We start from the raw sequence: 18,767 nt of genomic DNA, 5'->3' as shown, positions 1-18,767 counted from the left end.
GACGCTCAGAATGGACGATCAATCGATGAAATTGCGAGAACTCGCTGGACAGGATTTCCCGGAAATAGCCGACCTGATGGCAGGACCGGCAGGCGATCTCGATGTGGCCGGCCTCACGTCCGACAGCCGGAAGGTTCTGCCCGGCATGCTCTTTGCGGCACTCGCAGGCACCAAGGCGGACGGTTCGAGCTATATCGGCGATGCCGCCACGCGCGGTGCTGTCGCGGCGATCGCAGGGCATTCGGCGGAAGCGGGCATTCCGGTTCTTGCCGTTTCCAATCCGCGCCGGCTGCTGGCGCTGGCAGCCGCCCGTTTCTACCATGCGCAGCCGGAAACCATGGTTGCCGTCACCGGCACCGCCGGCAAGACCTCCGTCGCCTCGTTCACCCGCCAGATCTGGGCGCATGCCGGCCATGCCGCGGCACAGATCGGCACGACCGGCGTCGTCTCGCCCACCCGCAACGACTACGGAACGCTGACCACGCCGGATCCGGTCGACTTGCAGCAGCTGCTGGCGGAACTGGCTGCCGAAGGCGTTACCCATGCCGCCATGGAGGCTTCCAGCCATGGCCTCGACCAGAGCCGGATCGACGGCGTGCGTCTTTCCGCCGCCGGCTTCACCAATCTCGGCCGTGACCACATGGACTACCATCCGACGATCGAAAGCTACATGGCCACCAAAATGCGGCTCTTCGATACGCTGATGCCGAAAGGCTCGCCTGCCGTCATCTTCGCCGACGACGCCTGGTCGGAAGAGGCGATGCGGGTGGCGACGGCTGCTGACCTCGAAGTCCGCACCGTCGGTCGAAAGGGCGATTATCTGTGCCTCAAGCGCGTCGAGCATTTCCGGCACAAGCAGATGGCCGAAATCCACATCGGCGACCAGATTTTCGAAGTCGATATTCCGCTTGCCGGTGATTTCCAGGTGGCGAACGCGCTGGTCGCGGCAGGACTTGCGATGTCGACCGGAGTTCCGGCCGCGGTCGCCATGGCCGCGCTCGAAAAGCTGGTGGGCGCCTCGGGTCGTCTCGAACTGATCGGCCAGACAAAAGCCGGCGCGCTCGCCTATGTGGATTATGCCCACAAGCCGGACGCGCTGGAAAACGTGCTGACCTCCGTGCGCCCGTTCACGACCGGGCGGGTCATCGTGGTGTTCGGCTGCGGCGGCGACCGCGACAAGGGCAAGCGGCCGATCATGGGTGACGTGGCGACGCGGCTTGCCGATATCGTCATCGTCACCGACGACAATCCGCGTTCCGAGGTTCCCGAGGTGATCCGTTCCGAGATCATGGCGGCGGCTCCGGGCGCAATCGAGATCGGCGACCGGGCCAAGGCGATCCGCCAGGCAGTCAATATGCTGCGGGCCGGCGATACGCTGATCGTCGCGGGCAAGGGCCATGAACACGGCCAGACGATCGGCACGACGGTCCTGCCGTTTTCCGATCACGTCGAAGTCGGCAAGGCACTGGAGGAGATGAAATCGTGAGCTGGCTATGGACCTCCGAGGATTTGACGTCTGCCATGGGCGGCCGGCCGATCGGTGCGCTTCCGGCGGGCATCACCGGCATCTCGATCGACAGCCGTTCCATCGGCCAGGACGAGGCTTTTTTCGCTATCAAGGGCGATCGCGTCGACGGTCATGACTATGCAAGTCTCGCGGTTGCCAACGGTGCGACGCTGATCGTCGTCAACGAGGCGAAACTGCCTGCGCTCGGCAAATTGACGGTGCCGATGATCGTGGTGGAGGACGTTCTCGCCGCTCTTGGCAAATTGGCGCTTGCGGCGCGTGACCGCAGCAGGGCCCGTATCGTCGCGGTGACCGGTTCGGTCGGCAAGACCACCACCAAGGAGATGCTGCGCCATGCGCTTGCGCCTTCCGGGAAGGTGCATGCAGCCGTCGCGTCCTTCAACAATCACTGGGGCGTGCCGCTGACACTCGCCCGCATGCCGGCAGATACCGATTTCGGGGTCTTCGAGATCGGCATGAACCATCCCGACGAAATCCGCCCCCTGGTCAAGATGGTACGCCCGCATGTGGCGATCATCACCACGATCGCCGCCGCCCATCTCGGCCATTTCAAGAACCTCGAGGAGATTGCGAGCGCCAAGGCCGAGATTTTCGAAGGCCTGGAGCCTGGCGGTTCGGCGATCCTCAATCGCGACATCAAGCAGTTCGGCTTTCTGCAGAAAAAGGCGCAGGAAGCGGGCGTCTCGCATGTCCACACTTTCGGCCAGCACGCCAAGGCGGATTTCCGGCTGGCGGATTTCGAAGGCAACGGGGAAAACTCGGTGGTCTGGGCGGTGCTGAACGGCGAGACCTCGGAAGTCCATATCGGCGCTCCCGGCCGCCACATCGCCGAGAACGTGATGGCAGTCCTCGGCGCCTGCCTGCTGGTCGGCGCAGACATGGCCGGTGCCATGGCGGCGCTCGCGGCGCTGAAGCCGGTCAAGGGCAGGGGCGAGCGCCACCGCCTCGGCATTGGCGAAGGCCATCTGACCCTGATCGACGAGAGCTACAACGCCAACCCGGCCTCGATGCGGGCGGGGATCGCGCTTCTGGCGGCGGCGATGCCGGAACTGACCGGCCGGCGGATCGCGGTCCTTGGCGACATGCTGGAAATGGGCGAGTTTTCCGCCAAGGTGCACGAGGAGCTGGCAGGTCCGCTGCTCGCCGCCGGCATCGAACATGTCTGGCTGGCGGGTGCGGAAATGACGGCGCTGCGCGACGCGCTGCCCGACAGCGTCGACGTGCAATATTACGAAAAAACCGCGGATCTCGCCGATTTCGTGGTGCGCTCGGTGATCCCCGGCGACGTGGTGATGGTGAAATCCTCGCTTGGCATCGGTTTCGGCAAGATCGTGGCCGCGCTTATTGACAACTACCCGGCATTCTCCGACACGGAACGCCACTAATTGAGACGCGGCTTCTAGAAAGGGCGCTGAATGCTGATCTGGCTTGTGGAACTGGCGGACAAAGTCCAATTTTTCAACCTGTTCCGGTACATCACCTTCAGGACGGGCGCTGCGCTCTTTACGTCTGCGCTGATCGTCTTCCTGTTCGGGCCGATGATCATCGCATCGCTTCGCCTGCGTCAGGGCAAGGGACAGCCGATCCGCGCCGACGGGCCGCAGACCCATTTCAAGAAGGCCGGCACGCCGACCATGGGCGGGCTGATGATTCTCGCCGGTATCGTCGGCGGCTCGCTGCTGTGGGCCGACCTTTCCAACGTCTATGTGGTGGCGACCCTGCTCGTCACGCTGGGTTTCGGCGCGATCGGCTTCTATGACGACTATCTCAAGGTCACCAAGCAGACCGACAAGGGTTTTTCCGGCAAGGCCCGCCTCGGCATCGAGTTCGTGATCGCCGGCATCGCGGTCTTCTTCATGATGCGGGTGGCGCTCGCCACCGGCCAGTCGAGCAATCCGACGCTCGGCACTTCGGTCGCCTTCCCTTTCTTCAAGGACCTGTTCATCAATCTCGGCGTCTTCTTCGTGCTGTTCGGCGGTTTCGTCATCGTGGCGGCCGGCAATGCCGTGAACCTGACGGACGGGCTCGACGGGCTCGCAATCGTGCCTGTCATGATCGCCGCGGCCTCTTTCGGCGTCATCGCCTATCTCGCCGGCAACGCGGTATTTGCGGGATACCTGCAGATCAATTTTGTGCCCGGCACCGGCGAGCTCGCCGTCATCCTCGGCGCGGTGATCGGAGCGGGTCTCGGATTCCTCTGGTTCAACGCCCCGCCGGCCGCCATTTTCATGGGTGATACGGGATCGCTGGCACTCGGTGGCCTGATCGGGTCGGTTGCGGTTGCCACGAAGCACGAGATCGTCATGGCGATCGTCGGCGGCCTGTTCGTCATGGAGACGCTGTCGGTGATCATTCAGGTCGGTTTCTTCAAGATGACCGGCCGGCGCGTCTTCCTGATGGCGCCGATCCACCACCATTTCGAAAAGCTCGGCTGGACGGAAAGCCAGGTGGTGATCCGCTTCTGGATCATTGCCGTCGGCCTTGCCATGCTCGGCTTGTCGACGCTCAAGCTGCGGTGACACGGCGATGATCGCGGTCACCACATTCAAGGACAAGCCGGTCGCACTGTTCGGCCTCGGTGGCTCGGGGCTGGCCACGGCCAGGGCCTTGGTTGCCGGCGGCGCGAAGGTGGTCGCCTGGGACGACAATCCCGACAGCGTTGCCAAGGCGACCGCCGAGGGGATCGCGACCGCCGATCTGCGCGGCATCGACTGGTCTGTCCAAGCCGCCTTCGTGCTGTCGCCGGGCGTGCCGCTCACCCATCCGAAACCGCATTGGAGCGTTGACCTTGCCCGGTCCGCCGGCGTCGAGATCATCGGCGATGTCGAGCTTTTCGTGCGCGAGCGCCGGGCGCATGCGCCGGATTGCCCGTTCATCGCCATTACCGGCACCAACGGCAAGTCGACGACCACAGCGCTGATCGCCCATATCCTCAAGTCGAGCGGCCGCGATACCCAGCTCGGCGGCAATATCGGCACCGCGATCCTGACGCTCGATCCGCCGAAGGCGGAGCGTTATTTCGTCGTCGAATGCTCGTCCTACCAGATCGATCTGGCGCCGACGCTCAACCCGACCGCCGGCATCCTGCTCAACCTGACGCCTGATCATCTCGACCGCCACGGCACCATGCAGCACTATGCCGACGTCAAGGAACGGCTGGTTGCCGGCAGCGGCACCGCCGTGATCGGCGTCGACGATTCGTTCTGCGCCCTCATCGCCGACCGCGTCGAGCGGGCCGGTGTCGCGGTCAAGCGGATTTCCAAGCGGGTCGTCGTTGCCGACGGTCTTTATGCCGAGGGCAGCCGGATCATCGAGGCGCATGGCGGTGCGACGTCGGTGCTTGTCGATCTCGACGGCATCCAGACGCTCAAGGGCAGCCACAATGCCCAGAACGCGGCCGCGGCCATCGCCGCCTGCCTGGCGGTCGGCGTGTCGCGGGACGAGATCCGGGCGGGACTGAAATCCTTCCCCGGTCTGAAGCATCGGATGCAGCCGGTCGGCCGCCGGGGCCAAGTGGTGTTCGTCAACGATTCGAAGGCGACTAATGCGGATGCCGCAGCGCCGGCGCTCTCCAGCTACGACCGCATCTACTGGATTGCCGGCGGCCTGCCGAAGGAGGGCGGCATAGTCAGCCTCGCTCCACTCTTCCCGCGTATCGTCAAGGCCTATCTGATCGGAGAAGCCGCACCGGCATTCGCGGCGACGCTTGGCGAGGCGGTGCCCTACGAGATTTCGGGCACGCTCGAAAAGGCGGTCGCGCATGCCGCGGCGAATGCAGGAGCCGATACGACACCGTCCGCGGTGATGTTGTCGCCGGCCTGCGCCAGCTTCGATCAGTTCAAGAATTTCGAGGTTCGCGGCGATGCCTTTGTCGGCCATGTCGCGGGTCTCGACGGCGTCACGATGTTGGTCGATTTAGATTGATCGAGACGGAAAAGGGGAACGACAGATGGTAAGCCGCGCAGACCGTGGGCCGCTCGCAGACTGGTTCTGGACGATCGACCGTTTCTTCCTCGTCGCCTTCGTTTTGCTGATGGGCGTCGGTTTCATGCTCTCCTTCGCGGCGTCGCCGGCGGTCGCCGAGCGTATCGGCCTCAACAGCTTCCACTTCGTCGAGCGTCACGCGCTGTTCCTGCTGCCGTCGCTGGTGGTGATGGTCGGCCTGTCCTTCCTGACGCCGCGGCAGGTGCGGCGGACCGCGATCGTCCTTTTGATCATCTCGCTGACGCTGATGGTGCTGGCGCTGTTCTTCGGCGTCGAGGTCAAGGGATCGCGGCGCTGGATCGGCGTCGGCATGTTCTCGATCCAGCCGTCGGAATTCATGAAACCGGCCTTCGTCGTCGTCTGCGCCTGGCTGTTTGCCGAGCACGCGCGGCAGCCGGAAATCCCTGGTAATCTCTTCGCGATCATCCTGTTCGGCATCGTCGCGGCACTGCTCGTCGCCCAGCCCGACCTTGGCCAGACGATTTTGACCAGCGTCGTCTGGGGCGGCATGTTCTTCATGGCCGGCATGCCCTGGCTGTGGATCGTCATGCTCGGCGGCGTCGGTGCCGGTGGCATCGTTACTGCCTATTACATGCTGCCGCACGTGACGGCTCGTTTCGACAAGTTCCTGACCGGCGAGGGTGACCGCTTCCAGATCGAGACCGCGCATGAAGCGATCCTGCAGGGCGGCTGGTTCGGGCAGGGGCCTGGCGAGGGCATCGTCAAGCGCATCCTGCCGGACAGCCACACGGACTTCGTGTTCTCCGTTGCAGCCGAAGAATTCGGCATTATCTTCTGTATGGCACTTGTGGCGATCTTCGCCTTCATCGTGCTGCGCGGCCTGAACCACGCCTTCAAGGAGCGCAACGACTTCAACCGGTTCGCGGTCGCTGGCCTCGTGCTGCAGATCGGCATGCAGTCGCTCATCAATATCGGCGTTAATCTCGAACTCATGCCGGCCAAGGGCATGACGCTCCCCTTGATCTCCTATGGCGGCTCCTCGATGATCGCGATCTGCATCACTGCAGGCTTCATCCTGGCGCTGACTCGCCATCGTCCGGAGAAGCGAGCGCAGGAGCGGAGCCTGTTCCGGGTCGCCCAGGGCGTACCCGCGGAGTAAAAGTCGAATGACCAAGGGCATCATATTGCTTGCCGCCGGGGGAACCGGCGGTCATGTGTTTCCGGCGGAAGCGCTGGGACACGAACTGAGGGCGCGCGGTTATTCCGTGCACCTCGTCACCGACAGCCGGGCCGAGCGTTACGCCGGCACATTTCCAGCCGACGAAATCCATGTCGTTCCGTCCGCCACGTTCGGATCCAAGAACCCGATCGCGCTCGCCCGCACCGGCTGGAAGCTGTGGACGGGCCTGCGGGCCGCGCGCCGCCTGATCGGCCGCCTGAAGCCGCTTGCCGTGGTCGGCTTCGGCGGTTACCCGACCGTGCCGCCGCTGATGGCCTCGACCGCCATGGGCGTGCCGACGATGATCCATGAACAGAACGCCGTGATGGGCCGCGCCAACAAGGCGCTGGCCGCCAAGGTCCAGGCGATCGCCGGCGGGTTCCTGCCGGAGGGCAGCGGTCCCTATGCGGACAAGACCGTCACGACGGGCAATCCGGTGCGTCCGGCCGTGCTTGCGGCATCCAATATTCCCTATGTCGCCTCTCGCGGCGACGATCCGTTCCGGCTGGTCGTGTTTGGCGGCAGCCAGGGCGCGCAGTTCTTTTCGTCGGCCGTGCCGACGGCGCTCAGCCTGCTCGACCAGATCGAGCGCGATCGTGTCGTCGTTACCCAGCAGGCGCGTCCGGAAGACAAGGATCGGGTCAGCTCCTGCTTTGCCAAGCTCAAGGCACCCGCCGATATCTCGTCGTTCTTCTCCGACATGGCCGAACGGCTGGCGACCGCACATCTGGTCATCTGCCGCTCCGGTGCCTCGACGGTGTCGGAAATTGCGGTGATCGGCCGGCCGGCCATTCTCGTGCCTTACCCGCATGCTCTGGATCATGACCAGGCGGCCAATGCCGCGGCGCTGGTGGCGACCGGCGGTGCGAAAGTCGTGCCGCAGTCGGAGCTTTCCCCGGAAAAGCTCGCCTCGATCATTTCGGGTGCGATGAAGGATCCGGATAAGCTCGAAAGAATGGCAGCGGCTGCCAAGTCCGCCGGACGGCCGAATGCAACCGGCCAGCTTGCGGATCTGGTCGTGGCGATCGCGGAGCGGAAATCGATTTCGGAATTCAAGGGAGTGCGCGCATGAAGATGCCGAAGGCCATAGGGCTCGTTCATTTCATCGGCATCGGCGGTATCGGCATGAGCGGTATCGCCGAGGTGCTGCATAATCTCGGTCACAAGGTCCAGGGATCCGACCAGGCCGACGGCGCCAATGTCCAGCGCCTGCGCGACAAGGGCATCCCGGTCTTCGTCGGCCACCAGGCCGAGAATATCGGCGATTCCGAGGTGGTCGTCGTCTCGACCGCGATCAAGAAGAACAATCCGGAGCTGATGGCCGCGCGCGAAAAATCGCTGCCGATCGTCCGCCGCGCCGAAATGCTCGCCGAGCTGATGCGCTTCCGCAATGCGATCGCCATCGGCGGCACACATGGCAAGACCACTACGACCTCGATGGTCGCCGCGCTGCTGGAGGCAGGCAGCCTCGACCCGACCGTCATCAACGGCGGCATCATCAACGCCTATGGCACCAATGCCCGCATGGGTGAGGGCGAGTGGATGGTGGTCGAGGCCGACGAATCGGACGGCACCTTCCTGAAGCTGCCCGCCGATGTCGCCGTCGTCACCAATATCGATCCCGAGCATCTCGATCATTACGGCAATTTCGACGCGGTGCGCGCCGCCTTCCGGCAGTTCGTCGAGAACGTGCCGTTCTACGGGTTCGGCGTGCTCTGCCTGGATCATCCGGAAGTGCAGGCGCTGGTCGGCCGCATCGAAGACCGCAAGATCGTCACCTATGGCGAAAACCCCCAGGCGGATGCGCGTTTCTCGAATGTCCGCATGGAAGGCACCAAGTCGATCTTCGACGTGGAAATCCGCCGTCGCCGCACCGGCCGGGTGTTCCAATTCAAGGATCTTGCACTGCCGATGCCCGGGCGCCACAACATTTCCAACGCCACCGCCGCGATCGCCGTCGCCAACCGGCTCGGCATCTCGGAAGAGGATATCCGCAAGGGGCTCGCCAATTTCAGCGGCGTCAAGCGGCGCTTCACATTGACAGGGACCTGGAACGGCGTTTCGATCTTTGACGACTACGGTCACCATCCGGTGGAGATCAAGGCCGTGCTGCGGGCAGCCCGCGAATCGTGCCAGGGCCGCATCATCGCGGTGCACCAGCCGCACCGTTACACGCGTCTGTCGAGCCTCTTCGAGGATTTTGCCAATTGCTTCAACGATGCCGACAGCATCATCCTGGCGCCGGTCTACGCCGCCGGCGAGGAACCGATCGAAGGTGCCAATTCTGAAACGCTGATTTCGCGCATCCGTTCGGGCGGCCATCGCGACGCAAGATACATGGCGTCACCGACAGAACTCGCTTCGATTGTATCGGGCATTGCGAAGCCGGGTGATTTCGTGGTTCTTCTGGGAGCGGGCAATATCACACAGTGGGCCGCGGCGTTGCCGAAGGAACTGGAAAGCATATCGGGACAGTAGGAAATGAAACAGGTGAACGGGGAAAAGCTTCTGGCGTCGTTGGGGGATGACGTCAACAAACTGCGCGGAAGGCTGACGCCGGACGCGCCGATGGATCGCGTCACCTGGTTCCAGGCCGGCGGGCTCGCCGAACTGATGTTCCAGCCCCATGACGTCGACGATCTCGTGACTTTCCTGCAGATCCTGCCGGAAGACGTGCCGCTGACGGTGGTCGGCGTCGGTTCGAACCTGCTCGTCCGCGACGGAGGAATTCCCGGCGTCGTTCTGCGCCTCTCGGCCAAGGGTTTCGGCGGGGTCGATCTCGTCGGCGATAACCGTATCAAGGCCGGTGCGATCTGCCCCGACAAGCACATTGCCGCAATGGCGATGGACAACGGCATCGGCGGTTTCGCCTTCTATTACGGCATCCCCGGCTCGATCGGCGGGGCGCTGCGCATGAATGCCGGCGCCAATGGCGGCGAGACTGCCGGGCGCGTCGTCGAAGTGCATGCCGTCGACCGCAAGGGCGGCACGCATGTCTTCTCGACCGCCGAGATGGGCTACAGCTATCGCCATTCCTCGGTTCCGGCGGACATGATCTTTACCCACGCGGTCTTCGAAGGATATCCCGAGGAGCGGGCAAAGATCCGCGCCGAGATGGATGCCGTGCGTCAGCATCGCGAGACGGTGCAGCCGATCAAGGAAAAGACCGGCGGCTCGACCTTCAAGAACCCGGAAGGCCATTCCGCGTGGAAGCTGATCGACGAGGCCGGCTGCCGCGGGCTGGTCAGCGGCGGAGCACAGATGTCGTCGCTCCATTGCAACTTCATGATCAATATCGGTTATGCCAGCGGCTACGACCTCGAATATCTCGGCGAAACCATTCGCCAGCGGGTCTTCGAACATTCCGACATCAAGCTCGAATGGGAAATCAAGCGCCTCGGCATCTTCATGCCCGGCCGCGAGGTGAGACCGTTCCATGGCATGACAAGCGAATGACAGGTGACCGGCAGGGGTGAGGCGAATGCCTCCCCTGGAGGGTTAACTTGTAAATTTAAGGCGTTGCAGCGGTCATCTCATGTTTTGATTCAGGCGAATAGCGCCGGTGCAACCTTGGATGTTTCACGAGTTGCTTATTCATTGAGCATTCATGAGAATATATTGCATAATATCCTTGTTTGAATGAGAGTCGCGCCTGGACCGGCAGGGTGCCGGGGGCACGAGCAGGGGGATATCCAATGTTTAAAAAATTAGCGGCCGAGTTTTTCGGCACTTTCTGGCTTGTCTTCGGTGGATGCGGCAGCGCGGTTCTGGCTGCCGCATTTCCGGATCTCGGCATCGGCTTCGTCGGCGTAGCGCTCGCGTTCGGCCTGACGGTGCTGACCATGGCCTATGCGGTCGGCGGCATTTCCGGCGGGCATTTCAATCCGGCGGTATCGGTGGGACTGACGGTGGCGGGCAGGTTCCCGGCATCAAGCCTGCTACCTTATATCATCGCCCAGGTGGTAGGGGCGGTCGTTGCGGCCCTGGTTCTCTATCTCATCGCTTCCGGCAAGGCTGGTTTCCAGCTCGGCGGCTTTGCGTCCAACGGCTATGGCGAGCATTCGCCCGGCGGTTATTCGTTGACCTCCGCGCTGTTGATAGAACTGGTTCTCACCGGTTTCTTCATCTTCATCATTCTGGGCGCGACCGGCCCGAAGGCGCCGGCCGGGTTTGCTCCGATCGCGATTGGCCTTGGGCTGACGCTGATCCATCTGATCTCGATCCCGGTCACCAACACGTCCGTCAATCCGGCACGTTCGACCGGCGTCGCGCTGATCGTCGGGGACTGGGCTGTCGCACAGCTTTGGCTTTTCTGGGTGGCGCCGATCGTCGGCGCCGTCCTCGGCGCGCTGGCCTGGAAGCTGGTGGACGATTCGGAAGAGCGGGCCGCGGGCTGATCTTTTTCTCCCGGTAAGAGAGCCCGCGAAGCCGCACGCTTCGCGGGCTTTTCCGTGCCTCGAACCTTCAGGAATCGCCGCCCGATTCGAGAGGCTCCATCGTCCTTTTATTGCCGTTCGGAATGTTGCCGCAAACTGGGCGTTAACATCCAGCGATTCGATTTTTCCTTTGTTTTCATGCTTTTGGCCACCCGGGTTAATCAAGGTAAACGGTTTGTTAACTATATTCGGGCACTAATGCAGGCATGCCTAACGTCCGGCGAGAATCGTCAGAGAACAGGTTGGCGCAAGCGCCGTACTAGAGAGTGTAGTCCTTTTTGGCGGGAGTGATTGATGAGCGACAAGCACGTGGCTGTTTTGATGGGAGGATTTTCCTCCGAGCGGCCTGTCAGCCTGTCCTCGGGCACTGCCTGTGCGGACGCTCTTGAAGGCGAAGGCTATCGCGTCACCCGCGTCGATGTCGGCCGGGATGTTGCGGCCGTTCTCTCGGAGCTTCGGCCGGACGTAGCCTTCAATGCCTTGCACGGGCCTTTCGGTGAGGACGGAACGATCCAGGGCATTCTCGAATACCTCGAGATACCCTACACCCATTCCGGCGTGCTTGCCTCGGCGCTCGCCATGGATAAGCATCAGGCCAGGCACGTCGCCAAGGCATCCGGCATTCCCGTCGCCGAAGCCAAGGCCATGAGCCGCTTCGATATCGGTAACGCCCATCCGATAAAGCCGCCCTATGTGGTGAAGCCGGTTCGCGAAGGCTCGTCCTTCGGCGTCGTGATCGTCCAGGAAAATCAATCGCATCCGCCGCAGATCATCGGTTCGGCCGAATGGCGTTACGGCGATCGTGTCCTGGTCGAGCGCTATATCTATGGCCGCGAACTGACCTGCGGCGTGATGGGCGACGTGGCGCTCGGGGTTACCGAAGTGGTGCCGCTCAGTCACGCCTTTTACGATTACGATGCGAAATATGCGGAGGGTGGTTCGAAACACGTCATTCCGGCGCAAATTTCACCGAATGTTTACCAAAAGATTCAAACACTAGCGCTTAAGGCGCATCAGGCGATGGGCTGCCGTGGCGTCAGTCGCTCCGACTTTCGCTACGACGACCGGTTCTCCGAGAACGGCGAGGTTATCTGGCTGGAAATCAACACGCAGCCGGGCATGACCCCGACATCACTGGTGCCCGAAATGGCCGGCCATGCCGGTCACTCATTTGGTGAACTCGTCCGTTGGATGGTGGAGGACGCTACGTGTTTGCGTTGATCGGCAGAAAGGCGGGTGGACCGCGCGGCCGTTCTCAGGCTCATTATCTCGGTGCCGAAGAGCGCCGGGTGCTTCCGCGCCCGCTTCGCCGGGTGTTCCGCTTCTGCGTCAGTCTCGCCACCGGCCGCATCCATATCCCGCCCCATACGGGAACCGTTTCCGCTGCAGGCTTCTTCGCGGTAGTCGGCCTTTACGGCATGTCGCTCGGCGGTCACGGCCAGACGGTCGCGCAGGCCACCACGGCGGCTGTCGGCTTTGCGATCGAGGATGTGCGCGTCTCGGGCAATGACCAGACTTCGGAAATCGACATCCTGCAGCTTCTCGGCCTCGACGGCACGACCTCGCTGGTCGCTCTCGACATCGATTCCGCCCGCCGCAAGCTCTCGGCTCTTCCCTGGGTCCAGTATGCGGAGGTCCGCAAGATCTATCCGAAGACGATCGAGGTGATGCTGAAGGAGCGTCAGGCCTTCGGCATCTGGCAGCACGGGGCCGAACTGTCGCTGATCGAAAAGAACGGCAGCGTGATCGCGCCGTTGCGTGACAACAAGTTCGCCTCGCTGCCGCTCTTCGTCGGTCGCGATGCCGAGACGGCCGCATCCTCCTTCGAGGACGCCATGGCCGGCTGGCCGGAGCTGAAAAATCGTGTGAAGGCCTATGTCCGCATTGCCGGTCGCCGCTGGGATCTGCATCTCGACAACGGCGTCGTGCTGAAGCTGCCGGAAGCGAACGTCGCCAAGGCGCTGCGCGTGCTCGCACGGCTCGAAAAGGAGCAGGGCTTGCTGGAGCGCGATGTCGCCGGTGTCGATTTGAGGCTTGAGGATCGCACCACCATCCAGCTCACTCCCGGTGCCATGGATCGCCGCAAAGAGGCGCTCGATGCGCGGACAAAGGCCTTGAAGAAACTGGGAGAGCAGTCTTGAGCGTATTCGGTTCTTCCCATTTCGGTCTGCCGCGCATGAAGCCGCTGTCTTCCAAGCGCAGCCACGTGGTTTCGGTCCTCGATATCGGCTCCACCAAGGTGGTCTGCATGATCGCCCGGCTGACGCCGCGCCAGGAAAGTCAGGTTCTGCCCGGCCGCACCCACAATATCGAGATCATCGGCATCGGCCACCAGCGCTCGCGCGGTGTGAAGTCCGGCGTGATCGGCGATCTCGATGCCGCGGAAAGCGTCGTTCGCCTCGCGGTCGATGCCGCCGAGCGTATGGCGGGGCTTACCGTCGACAGCCTGATCGTCAACGTCTCCGCCGGCCGCATCACCAGCGACGTCTATACGGCGACGATCGATCTCGGCGGTCAGGAAGTGGAAGAGGCCGATCTCAAGAAGGTGCTGGTGGCGGCAAGCCAGCAGTCGCTGCGCCAGGATCGCGCCATCCTGCACTCGCTTCCGACCGGTTTCTCGCTCGACGGCGAACGCGGCATCCGCGATCCGCTGGCGATGTTCGGCGACACACTTGGTGTCGACATGCATGTCGTGGCCGCTGAGCGCGCCACGCTGAAGAACCTCGAACTCTGCGTCAACCGTGCGCATCTCTCGGTCGAAGGTATGGTTGCAACGCCTTATGCGAGCGGCCTTGCGGCCCTCGTCGACGACGAAGTCGAACTCGGCTGCGCTGCGATCGACATGGGCGGCGGCACGACGACGATCTCGGTCTTTGCCGAGGGCAAGCTCGTCCATACGGATGCGATCAGCCTTGGCGGTCATCACGTGACCACCGACCTTGCCCGCGGGCTTTCCACCCGCATCGAGGATGCCGAACGCATGAAGGTCGTGCACGGTTCGGCGCTCGCCAACGGTGGCGACGAGCGGGATGTGATCTCCGTTCCGCCGATCGGCGAGGACGATCGCGATCAGCCGACCCAGGTGCCGCGTTCGCTGGTCACCCGCATCGTGCAGGCCCGCATCGAAGAGACGCTCGAGCTCATCCGCGACCGCATCCAGAAGTCGGGTTTCAGCCCGATCGTCGGCAAGCGCGTCGTGCTTACGGGCGGTGCCAGCCAGCTTACCGGCCTTTCGGAAACGGCGCGCCGCATCCTGGCACGCAATGTCCGCATCGGCCGTCCGATGGGCGTCTCCGGCCTGCCGACGGCAGCCAAGGGACCGGCCTTTTCGACGGCAGTCGGGCTGATGATCTATCCGCAGGTCGCGGATCTCGAAACACACGCTTCGCAGAGCGGCCTGATGGCCACGCTGGGAAGCGGCAATGGCAGGCTGGCCCGCGTGGGCCAGTGGTTAAAGGAAAGTTTTTGATGCGAGGGGCTTCGGCCCGCGTATCGGAGAAGAGTTGCAATGAATTGGCCGGCGGCGATGCGGCCAGCAAAAGAAGGAACTGGTGCAATGACCATCAAGCTGCAAAAGCCTGATATCACCGAGTTGAAGCCTCGGATTACCGTGTTTGGCGTCGGTGGCGGCGGCGGTAACGCCGTCAACAACATGATCACAGCCGGCCTCGAAGGCGTCGATTTCGTCGTCGCCAATACCGATGCCCAGGCGCTGACCATGACCAAGGCCGAACGCATCATCCAGATGGGCGCCCGGGTCACCGAAGGTCTCGGCGCCGGTTCGCAGCCGGAAGTCGGCCGCGCCGCCGCGGAAGAATGCCTCGACGAGATCGTCGATCACCTGCATGGCACGCACATGTGCTTCGTCACCGCCGGCATGGGCGGCGGCACCGGCACGGGTGCCGCGCCGGTCGTCGCGCAGGCCGCCCGCTCCAAGGGCATCCTGACCGTCGGCGTCGTCACCAAGCCGTTCCATTTCGAAGGCCAGCGCCGCATGCGGCTTGCTGAATCCGGCATCCAGGAACTGCAGAAGTCTGTCGACACGCTGATCGTCATTCCGAACCAGAACCTCTTCCGCATCGCCAATGACAAGACGACATTCGCCGACGCGTTCGCGATGGCCGACCAGGTTCTCTATTCCGGCGTCGCCTGCATCACCGACCTGATGGTCAAGGAAGGCTTGATCAACCTCGACTTCGCCGACGTCCGCTCGGTGATGCGCGAGATGGGTCGCGCGATGATGGGTACCGGCGAAGCATCCGGCCCGGGCCGCGCCATGCAGGCCGCAGAGGCCGCGATCGCCAACCCGCTGCTCGACGAGACTTCGATGAAGGGCGCTCAAGGGCTGCTGATCTCGATCACCGGCGGCCGTGACCTGACGCTGTTCGAAGTCGACGAAGCTGCGACCCGCATTCGCGAAGAAGTCGATCCGGATGCGAACATCATCCTCGGCGCGACCTTCGACGAAGCGCTCGAAGGCCTGATCCGCGTATCGGTCGTGGCGACCGGCATCGATCGCGCCGCCGGCGCCGTCGACATCCGCGCCGCCGAAATGCGCGCCGCCGCAAAGCCGATCATCCGCCCGTCGGCCGCCATTGCTCCGGCGCCTGTTGCTGCTCAGCCGGCTCCGGTCATGCAGGCAGCCCCGGCTCCGAAGCCGGTCGTCGATCCGATCGCCGAGACGATCCGCATGGCGGAAGCCGAAATGGAACGCGAACTCGCAATCGCTGAACCGCAGCATCAGCATGCGGCACCTCAGCCGGTCGCTCCGCAGCCGGTCATGCATCAGCAGGAAGAGTTCCGCCCGCAGAGCCGCATCTTCGCAGCAGCTCCGGCCGAAGCCCCGGCACCGGCCATGAGCCGCCCGGCTCCGGCCCCGCAGCCAGCTCCGGTTCATCATCACGCGCAGCAGCCCGCTCCAGCGATGAGCCAGCCGGCTCCGCGCCCGGCGCAGCCGGTCTACCGCGAGCCGATGTCGCAGGTGGTCGAACCGGTTCGCATGCCGAAGGTCGAGGATTTCCCGCCGGTCGTGAAGGCCGAAATGGATCGTCGCGCCCAGCCGGTGAGCCATGTGCAGGAAGAGCGCGGCCCGATGGGTCTCCTGAAGCGGATCACCAACTCGCTTGGCCGCCGCGAAGAGGAAGAGCCTGCTCACATCGAGCCGGCCGCACCGGCTCCGGCCCCGCAGCAGCGTCGTCCGCTGTCGGCCGAGGCAAGTCTCTATGCGCCGCGCCGCGGCAATCTCGACGATCATGGACGTGCGGTTCCGCAGGCCCATCACGAGGAAGATCAGCTCGAAATTCCGGCCTTCCTGCGCCGCCAGTCGAACTGAGTTAAGGACGGTCACGAAACGTGAAGAAGGCCCGGATCACGCATCCGGGCCTTCGCTCGTTTTATCAATCAAGACGTAGAGTTAACAACGTAACAATCCGAAATGAACAGTGATTTGGATTGTGCCGGATGGCTGCGTATGAAAGACGCTAAGACACGCCGACAGAGATCGACCGATTCAGGCGATCGGTCCGGCAGGCGTTAAGAATATCGGATTCTTTTGCTTTACGGATCCGGCGAAAAGAAGGCAGCAGGAATGACTATCGGACTGTTCGGTTTCCAGACCACCATCGCCTCCCCGGTAACCCTGAAGGGCATTGGCGTTCATTCCGGAGCCCCCGTCAGCCTTACTTTTCAGCCTGCCGAAGCCGGCACCGGCGTGATCTTCACGCGTCTTCTGGACGACGGCAGCTCGGTCGAATATCGGGCTGTTTCCTCCCAGGTCGGCAATACCGACCTCTGCACCGTTCTCGGCACTTCGCTTTCCCGCTCCGTCGCAACGATCGAACATGTGATGGCGGCGCTTTACTCGCTCGGCGTCGACAATATCATGGTCGAAGTCGACAGCGGCGAGATGCCGATCATGGACGGCAGCTCCTATCCGTTCATCGAAGCGATCGAGCAGGCCGGCATCGTCAATCTCGGCATCAAGCGCCGCTACATCCGCGTCCTGAAGCCGGTCCGCATCGACTCCGGCGCTTCCTGGTCCGAGTTCCGCCCCTATGACGGCACCCGTTTCGAAGTCGAGATCGATTTCTCTTCGCCGCTGATCGGCCGCCAGACCTGGAAGGGCGACCTGAGCGCCGAGACCTTCAAGCAGGAACTCTCCCGTGCCCGCACCTTCGGCTTCATGCGCGATGTGGAGCGTCTCTGGGCCGCCGGTTATGCACTCGGTTCCTCGCTCGAAAATTCGGTCGTCATCTCCGACGATGACACGATCGTCAATGTCGAGGGCCTTCGTTACAAGGACGAATTCGTCCGCCACAAGACGCTCGATGCCGTCGGCGATCTGGCGCTTGCCGGCGCCCAGTTCATCGGCTGCTACCGCTCCTATCGCGGCGGCCACAAGATGAATGCCAATGCGCTGAAGGCCCTGATGAGCGATCCGACGGCTTATGAGGTCGTCGAGGCTCCGTCGTCGCGTGCGGCCCGCGTGCGGGCAGGGGAGTTCGTACCGGTCAACGTGCCGGAACTTGCGTCCTGGTTTGCCTGATAAAGTTGACCCAGTCGACTCGGCCGCTTCTCCGGAAGCGGCCTTTTTCTTTTTTAGAGACAGGGTTCCGATTTCACCTTGAAATGCCGTATTGCGGCGGCGTGCCACAAAAATGCATTAATGCCACAGCATTGCGTTGCTCTCCCTTTGCTTTTATGGCTAGAACGGCCTGCTTGGGCAGCGGGCTTTTCAGGCGCGGGACGATCAGGAATTCTCGAATGAACCATGTAAGGTCTGTTGGAATGCGTAAGACGGCAAGAGTAGCGCTTATGTCGCTGGTGCTGGCCGGCGCCGGCTTTGGCATGACCGCCTGCCAGTCGGATCCCGATATCGACATCACCAAGCTCGGTCTCGAAACGGATGCGCCGGAGACGCTCTACAACCAGGGTCTCGCCAACATGAAGGCCGGCAACCTTGCCGAAGCGGGCCGCAAGTTCGATTCGATCGACCGCCAGAATCCCTTCACCGAATGGGGCCGCAAGGCGCTCGTCATGAGCACATTCACCAAGTACCGGCTCGGCCGTAACGACGAGGCTGTGGCCACCGGCAACCGCTACATGAGCCAGTATCCGCAATCGCAGGATTCGGCCTATGTCCAGTATCTCGTCGGCCTCGCTTACTCCAAGCAGATCGCCGACGTGACCCAGGACCAGCGCGCTGCGGTGCGCACCATCGATGCGATGAACAAGGTCGTCACCAATTATCCGACCTCGGAATATGTCGAGGATGCGCAGGCGAAGATCCGCTTTGCGCGCGACCAGCTCGCCGGCAAGGAAATGCAGATCGGCCGGTACTATCTGGAGCGCAAGGAATATCTTGCCGCGATCCAGCGCTTCCGCAACGTGGTCGAGCAGTACCCGAACACCAATCAGGTGGAAGAGGCGCTGGCACGCCTGACCGAGGCCTATTATGCGATGGGCATCACGGAAGAGGCGCAGACAGCTGCCGCTGTCCTCGGGCGCAACTATCCCGACAGCCAGTGGTATGCCGACTCCTTCAAGCTGCTGAAGGGCAATGGCGTCGAACCGCGCGAGAATCGCGGTTCGTGGATTTCCCGCGCCGGGGCCAAGCTGATCGGCGCTTAAGGTCTGAGAC

General features: G+C 63.0%; 15 protein-coding genes. All 15 read left to right on the top strand.

Going from position 1 to position 18,767, the window contains the following annotated elements; all coding sequences use genetic code 11:
- Positions 1-25: 25 nt before the first annotated feature.
- The 15 genes from C5J22_RS11300 (at position 26) to C5J22_RS11230 (ending at position 18,757) form a co-directional block, all read left to right on the top strand.
- A complete protein-coding gene (locus C5J22_RS11300; RefSeq protein WP_105438512.1) occupies positions 26-1,486 on the top strand; it encodes a UDP-N-acetylmuramoyl-L-alanyl-D-glutamate--2,6-diaminopimelate ligase in 1,461 nt (486 codons plus the stop codon).
- Positions 1,483-2,913 carry a UDP-N-acetylmuramoylalanyl-D-glutamyl-2,6-diaminopimelate--D-alanyl-D-alanine ligase gene (locus C5J22_RS11295; protein WP_105438300.1) on the top strand — a complete coding sequence of 477 codons (1,431 nt, stop codon included), beginning with the start codon at positions 1,483-1,485 and terminating at the stop codon, positions 2,911-2,913. The genes C5J22_RS11300 and C5J22_RS11295 overlap by 4 nt, the downstream gene beginning before the upstream one ends.
- A gap of 30 nt (positions 2,914-2,943) precedes the next feature.
- Positions 2,944-4,047 carry a phospho-N-acetylmuramoyl-pentapeptide-transferase gene (gene mraY, locus C5J22_RS11290; protein WP_046633517.1) on the top strand — a complete coding sequence of 368 codons (1,104 nt, stop codon included), beginning with the start codon at positions 2,944-2,946 and terminating at the stop codon, positions 4,045-4,047.
- A gap of 7 nt (positions 4,048-4,054) precedes the next feature.
- Positions 4,055-5,452, top strand: coding sequence for a UDP-N-acetylmuramoyl-L-alanine--D-glutamate ligase (murD, locus tag C5J22_RS11285; protein ID WP_105438299.1), 1,398 nt, complete (start codon positions 4,055-4,057; stop codon positions 5,450-5,452).
- Positions 5,453-5,477: 25 nt separating this feature from the next.
- The gene (ftsW, locus tag C5J22_RS11280) at positions 5,478-6,632 is read left to right on the top strand and encodes a putative lipid II flippase FtsW (RefSeq protein WP_105438298.1); all 1,155 of its coding nucleotides are present in this window, start codon (positions 5,478-5,480) and stop codon (positions 6,630-6,632) included.
- Between the two features lie 7 nt (positions 6,633-6,639).
- Positions 6,640-7,764: an undecaprenyldiphospho-muramoylpentapeptide beta-N-acetylglucosaminyltransferase gene (gene murG / locus C5J22_RS11275; RefSeq protein WP_105438297.1), complete on the top strand. Its 1,125-nt coding sequence runs from the start codon at positions 6,640-6,642 to the stop codon at positions 7,762-7,764.
- Positions 7,761-9,170 carry a UDP-N-acetylmuramate--L-alanine ligase gene (gene murC, locus C5J22_RS11270; RefSeq protein ID WP_046633525.1) on the top strand — a complete coding sequence of 470 codons (1,410 nt, stop codon included), beginning with the start codon at positions 7,761-7,763 and terminating at the stop codon, positions 9,168-9,170. Before murG ends, murC begins: the two co-directional genes overlap by 4 nt.
- Before the next feature lie 3 nt (positions 9,171-9,173).
- Positions 9,174-10,148, top strand: a complete 975-nt coding sequence (gene murB / locus C5J22_RS11265) for a UDP-N-acetylmuramate dehydrogenase (protein WP_105438296.1) — start codon at positions 9,174-9,176, stop codon at positions 10,146-10,148.
- Between the two features lie 239 nt (positions 10,149-10,387).
- Entirely contained in the window at positions 10,388-11,089 is a 702-nt protein-coding gene (gene aqpZ, locus C5J22_RS11260; RefSeq protein ID WP_105438295.1) for an aquaporin Z, read from the top strand.
- Positions 11,090-11,422: 333 nt separating this feature from the next.
- Complete coding sequence (locus C5J22_RS11255; protein WP_105438294.1) at positions 11,423-12,349, top strand: D-alanine--D-alanine ligase; 927 nt, start codon at positions 11,423-11,425, stop codon at positions 12,347-12,349.
- A complete protein-coding gene (locus tag C5J22_RS11250; RefSeq protein WP_105415655.1) occupies positions 12,337-13,269 on the top strand; it encodes a cell division protein FtsQ/DivIB in 933 nt (310 codons plus the stop codon). Before C5J22_RS11255 ends, C5J22_RS11250 begins: the two co-directional genes overlap by 13 nt.
- Positions 13,266-14,597, top strand: a complete 1,332-nt coding sequence (gene ftsA, locus C5J22_RS11245) for a cell division protein FtsA (RefSeq protein ID WP_046633535.1) — start codon at positions 13,266-13,268, stop codon at positions 14,595-14,597. The genes C5J22_RS11250 and ftsA overlap by 4 nt, the downstream gene beginning before the upstream one ends.
- An 87-nt stretch (positions 14,598-14,684) precedes the next feature.
- Positions 14,685-16,460, top strand: coding sequence for a cell division protein FtsZ (ftsZ, locus tag C5J22_RS11240; protein ID WP_105438511.1), 1,776 nt, complete (start codon positions 14,685-14,687; stop codon positions 16,458-16,460).
- 255 nt (positions 16,461-16,715) lie between these two features.
- Entirely contained in the window at positions 16,716-17,672 is a 957-nt protein-coding gene (lpxC, locus tag C5J22_RS11235) for a UDP-3-O-acyl-N-acetylglucosamine deacetylase (RefSeq protein WP_105438293.1), read from the top strand.
- A 242-nt stretch (positions 17,673-17,914) separates the two neighbouring features.
- The gene (locus C5J22_RS11230; RefSeq protein ID WP_105430592.1) at positions 17,915-18,757 is read left to right on the top strand and encodes an outer membrane protein assembly factor BamD; all 843 of its coding nucleotides are present in this window, start codon (positions 17,915-17,917) and stop codon (positions 18,755-18,757) included.
- Positions 18,758-18,767: the final 10 nt, after the last annotated feature.

It is taken from the genome of Neorhizobium sp. T25_13, from assembly GCF_002968675.1.
Lineage (GTDB): Bacteria > Pseudomonadota > Alphaproteobacteria > Rhizobiales > Rhizobiaceae > Neorhizobium > Neorhizobium tomejilense.
The sequence above is the reverse complement of the archived record's forward strand: the minus strand, read 5'-3'. Positions and strand labels throughout refer to the sequence as shown.

Excerpts from the sequence above, each read along its gene's own strand:
- C5J22_RS11300 (WP_105438512.1), top strand. The coding sequence starts at position 26 with ATGAAATTGCGAGAACTCGCTGGACAGGATTTCCCGGAAATAGCCGAC.
- mraY (WP_046633517.1), top strand. The coding sequence starts at position 2,944 with ATGCTGATCTGGCTTGTGGAACTGGCGGACAAAGTCCAATTTTTCAAC.
- murD (WP_105438299.1), top strand. The coding sequence starts at position 4,055 with ATGATCGCGGTCACCACATTCAAGGACAAGCCGGTCGCACTGTTCGGC.
- ftsW (WP_105438298.1), top strand. The coding sequence starts at position 5,478 with ATGGTAAGCCGCGCAGACCGTGGGCCGCTCGCAGACTGGTTCTGGACG.
- murG (WP_105438297.1), top strand. The coding sequence starts at position 6,640 with ATGACCAAGGGCATCATATTGCTTGCCGCCGGGGGAACCGGCGGTCAT.
- murC (WP_046633525.1), top strand. The coding sequence starts at position 7,761 with ATGAAGATGCCGAAGGCCATAGGGCTCGTTCATTTCATCGGCATCGGC.
- murB (WP_105438296.1), top strand. The coding sequence starts at position 9,174 with ATGAAACAGGTGAACGGGGAAAAGCTTCTGGCGTCGTTGGGGGATGAC.
- aqpZ (WP_105438295.1), top strand. The coding sequence starts at position 10,388 with ATGTTTAAAAAATTAGCGGCCGAGTTTTTCGGCACTTTCTGGCTTGTC.
- C5J22_RS11255 (WP_105438294.1), top strand. The coding sequence starts at position 11,423 with ATGAGCGACAAGCACGTGGCTGTTTTGATGGGAGGATTTTCCTCCGAG.
- ftsZ (WP_105438511.1), top strand. The coding sequence starts at position 14,685 with ATGACCATCAAGCTGCAAAAGCCTGATATCACCGAGTTGAAGCCTCGG.
- lpxC (WP_105438293.1), top strand. The coding sequence starts at position 16,716 with ATGACTATCGGACTGTTCGGTTTCCAGACCACCATCGCCTCCCCGGTA.
- C5J22_RS11230 (WP_105430592.1), top strand. The coding sequence starts at position 17,915 with ATGCGTAAGACGGCAAGAGTAGCGCTTATGTCGCTGGTGCTGGCCGGC.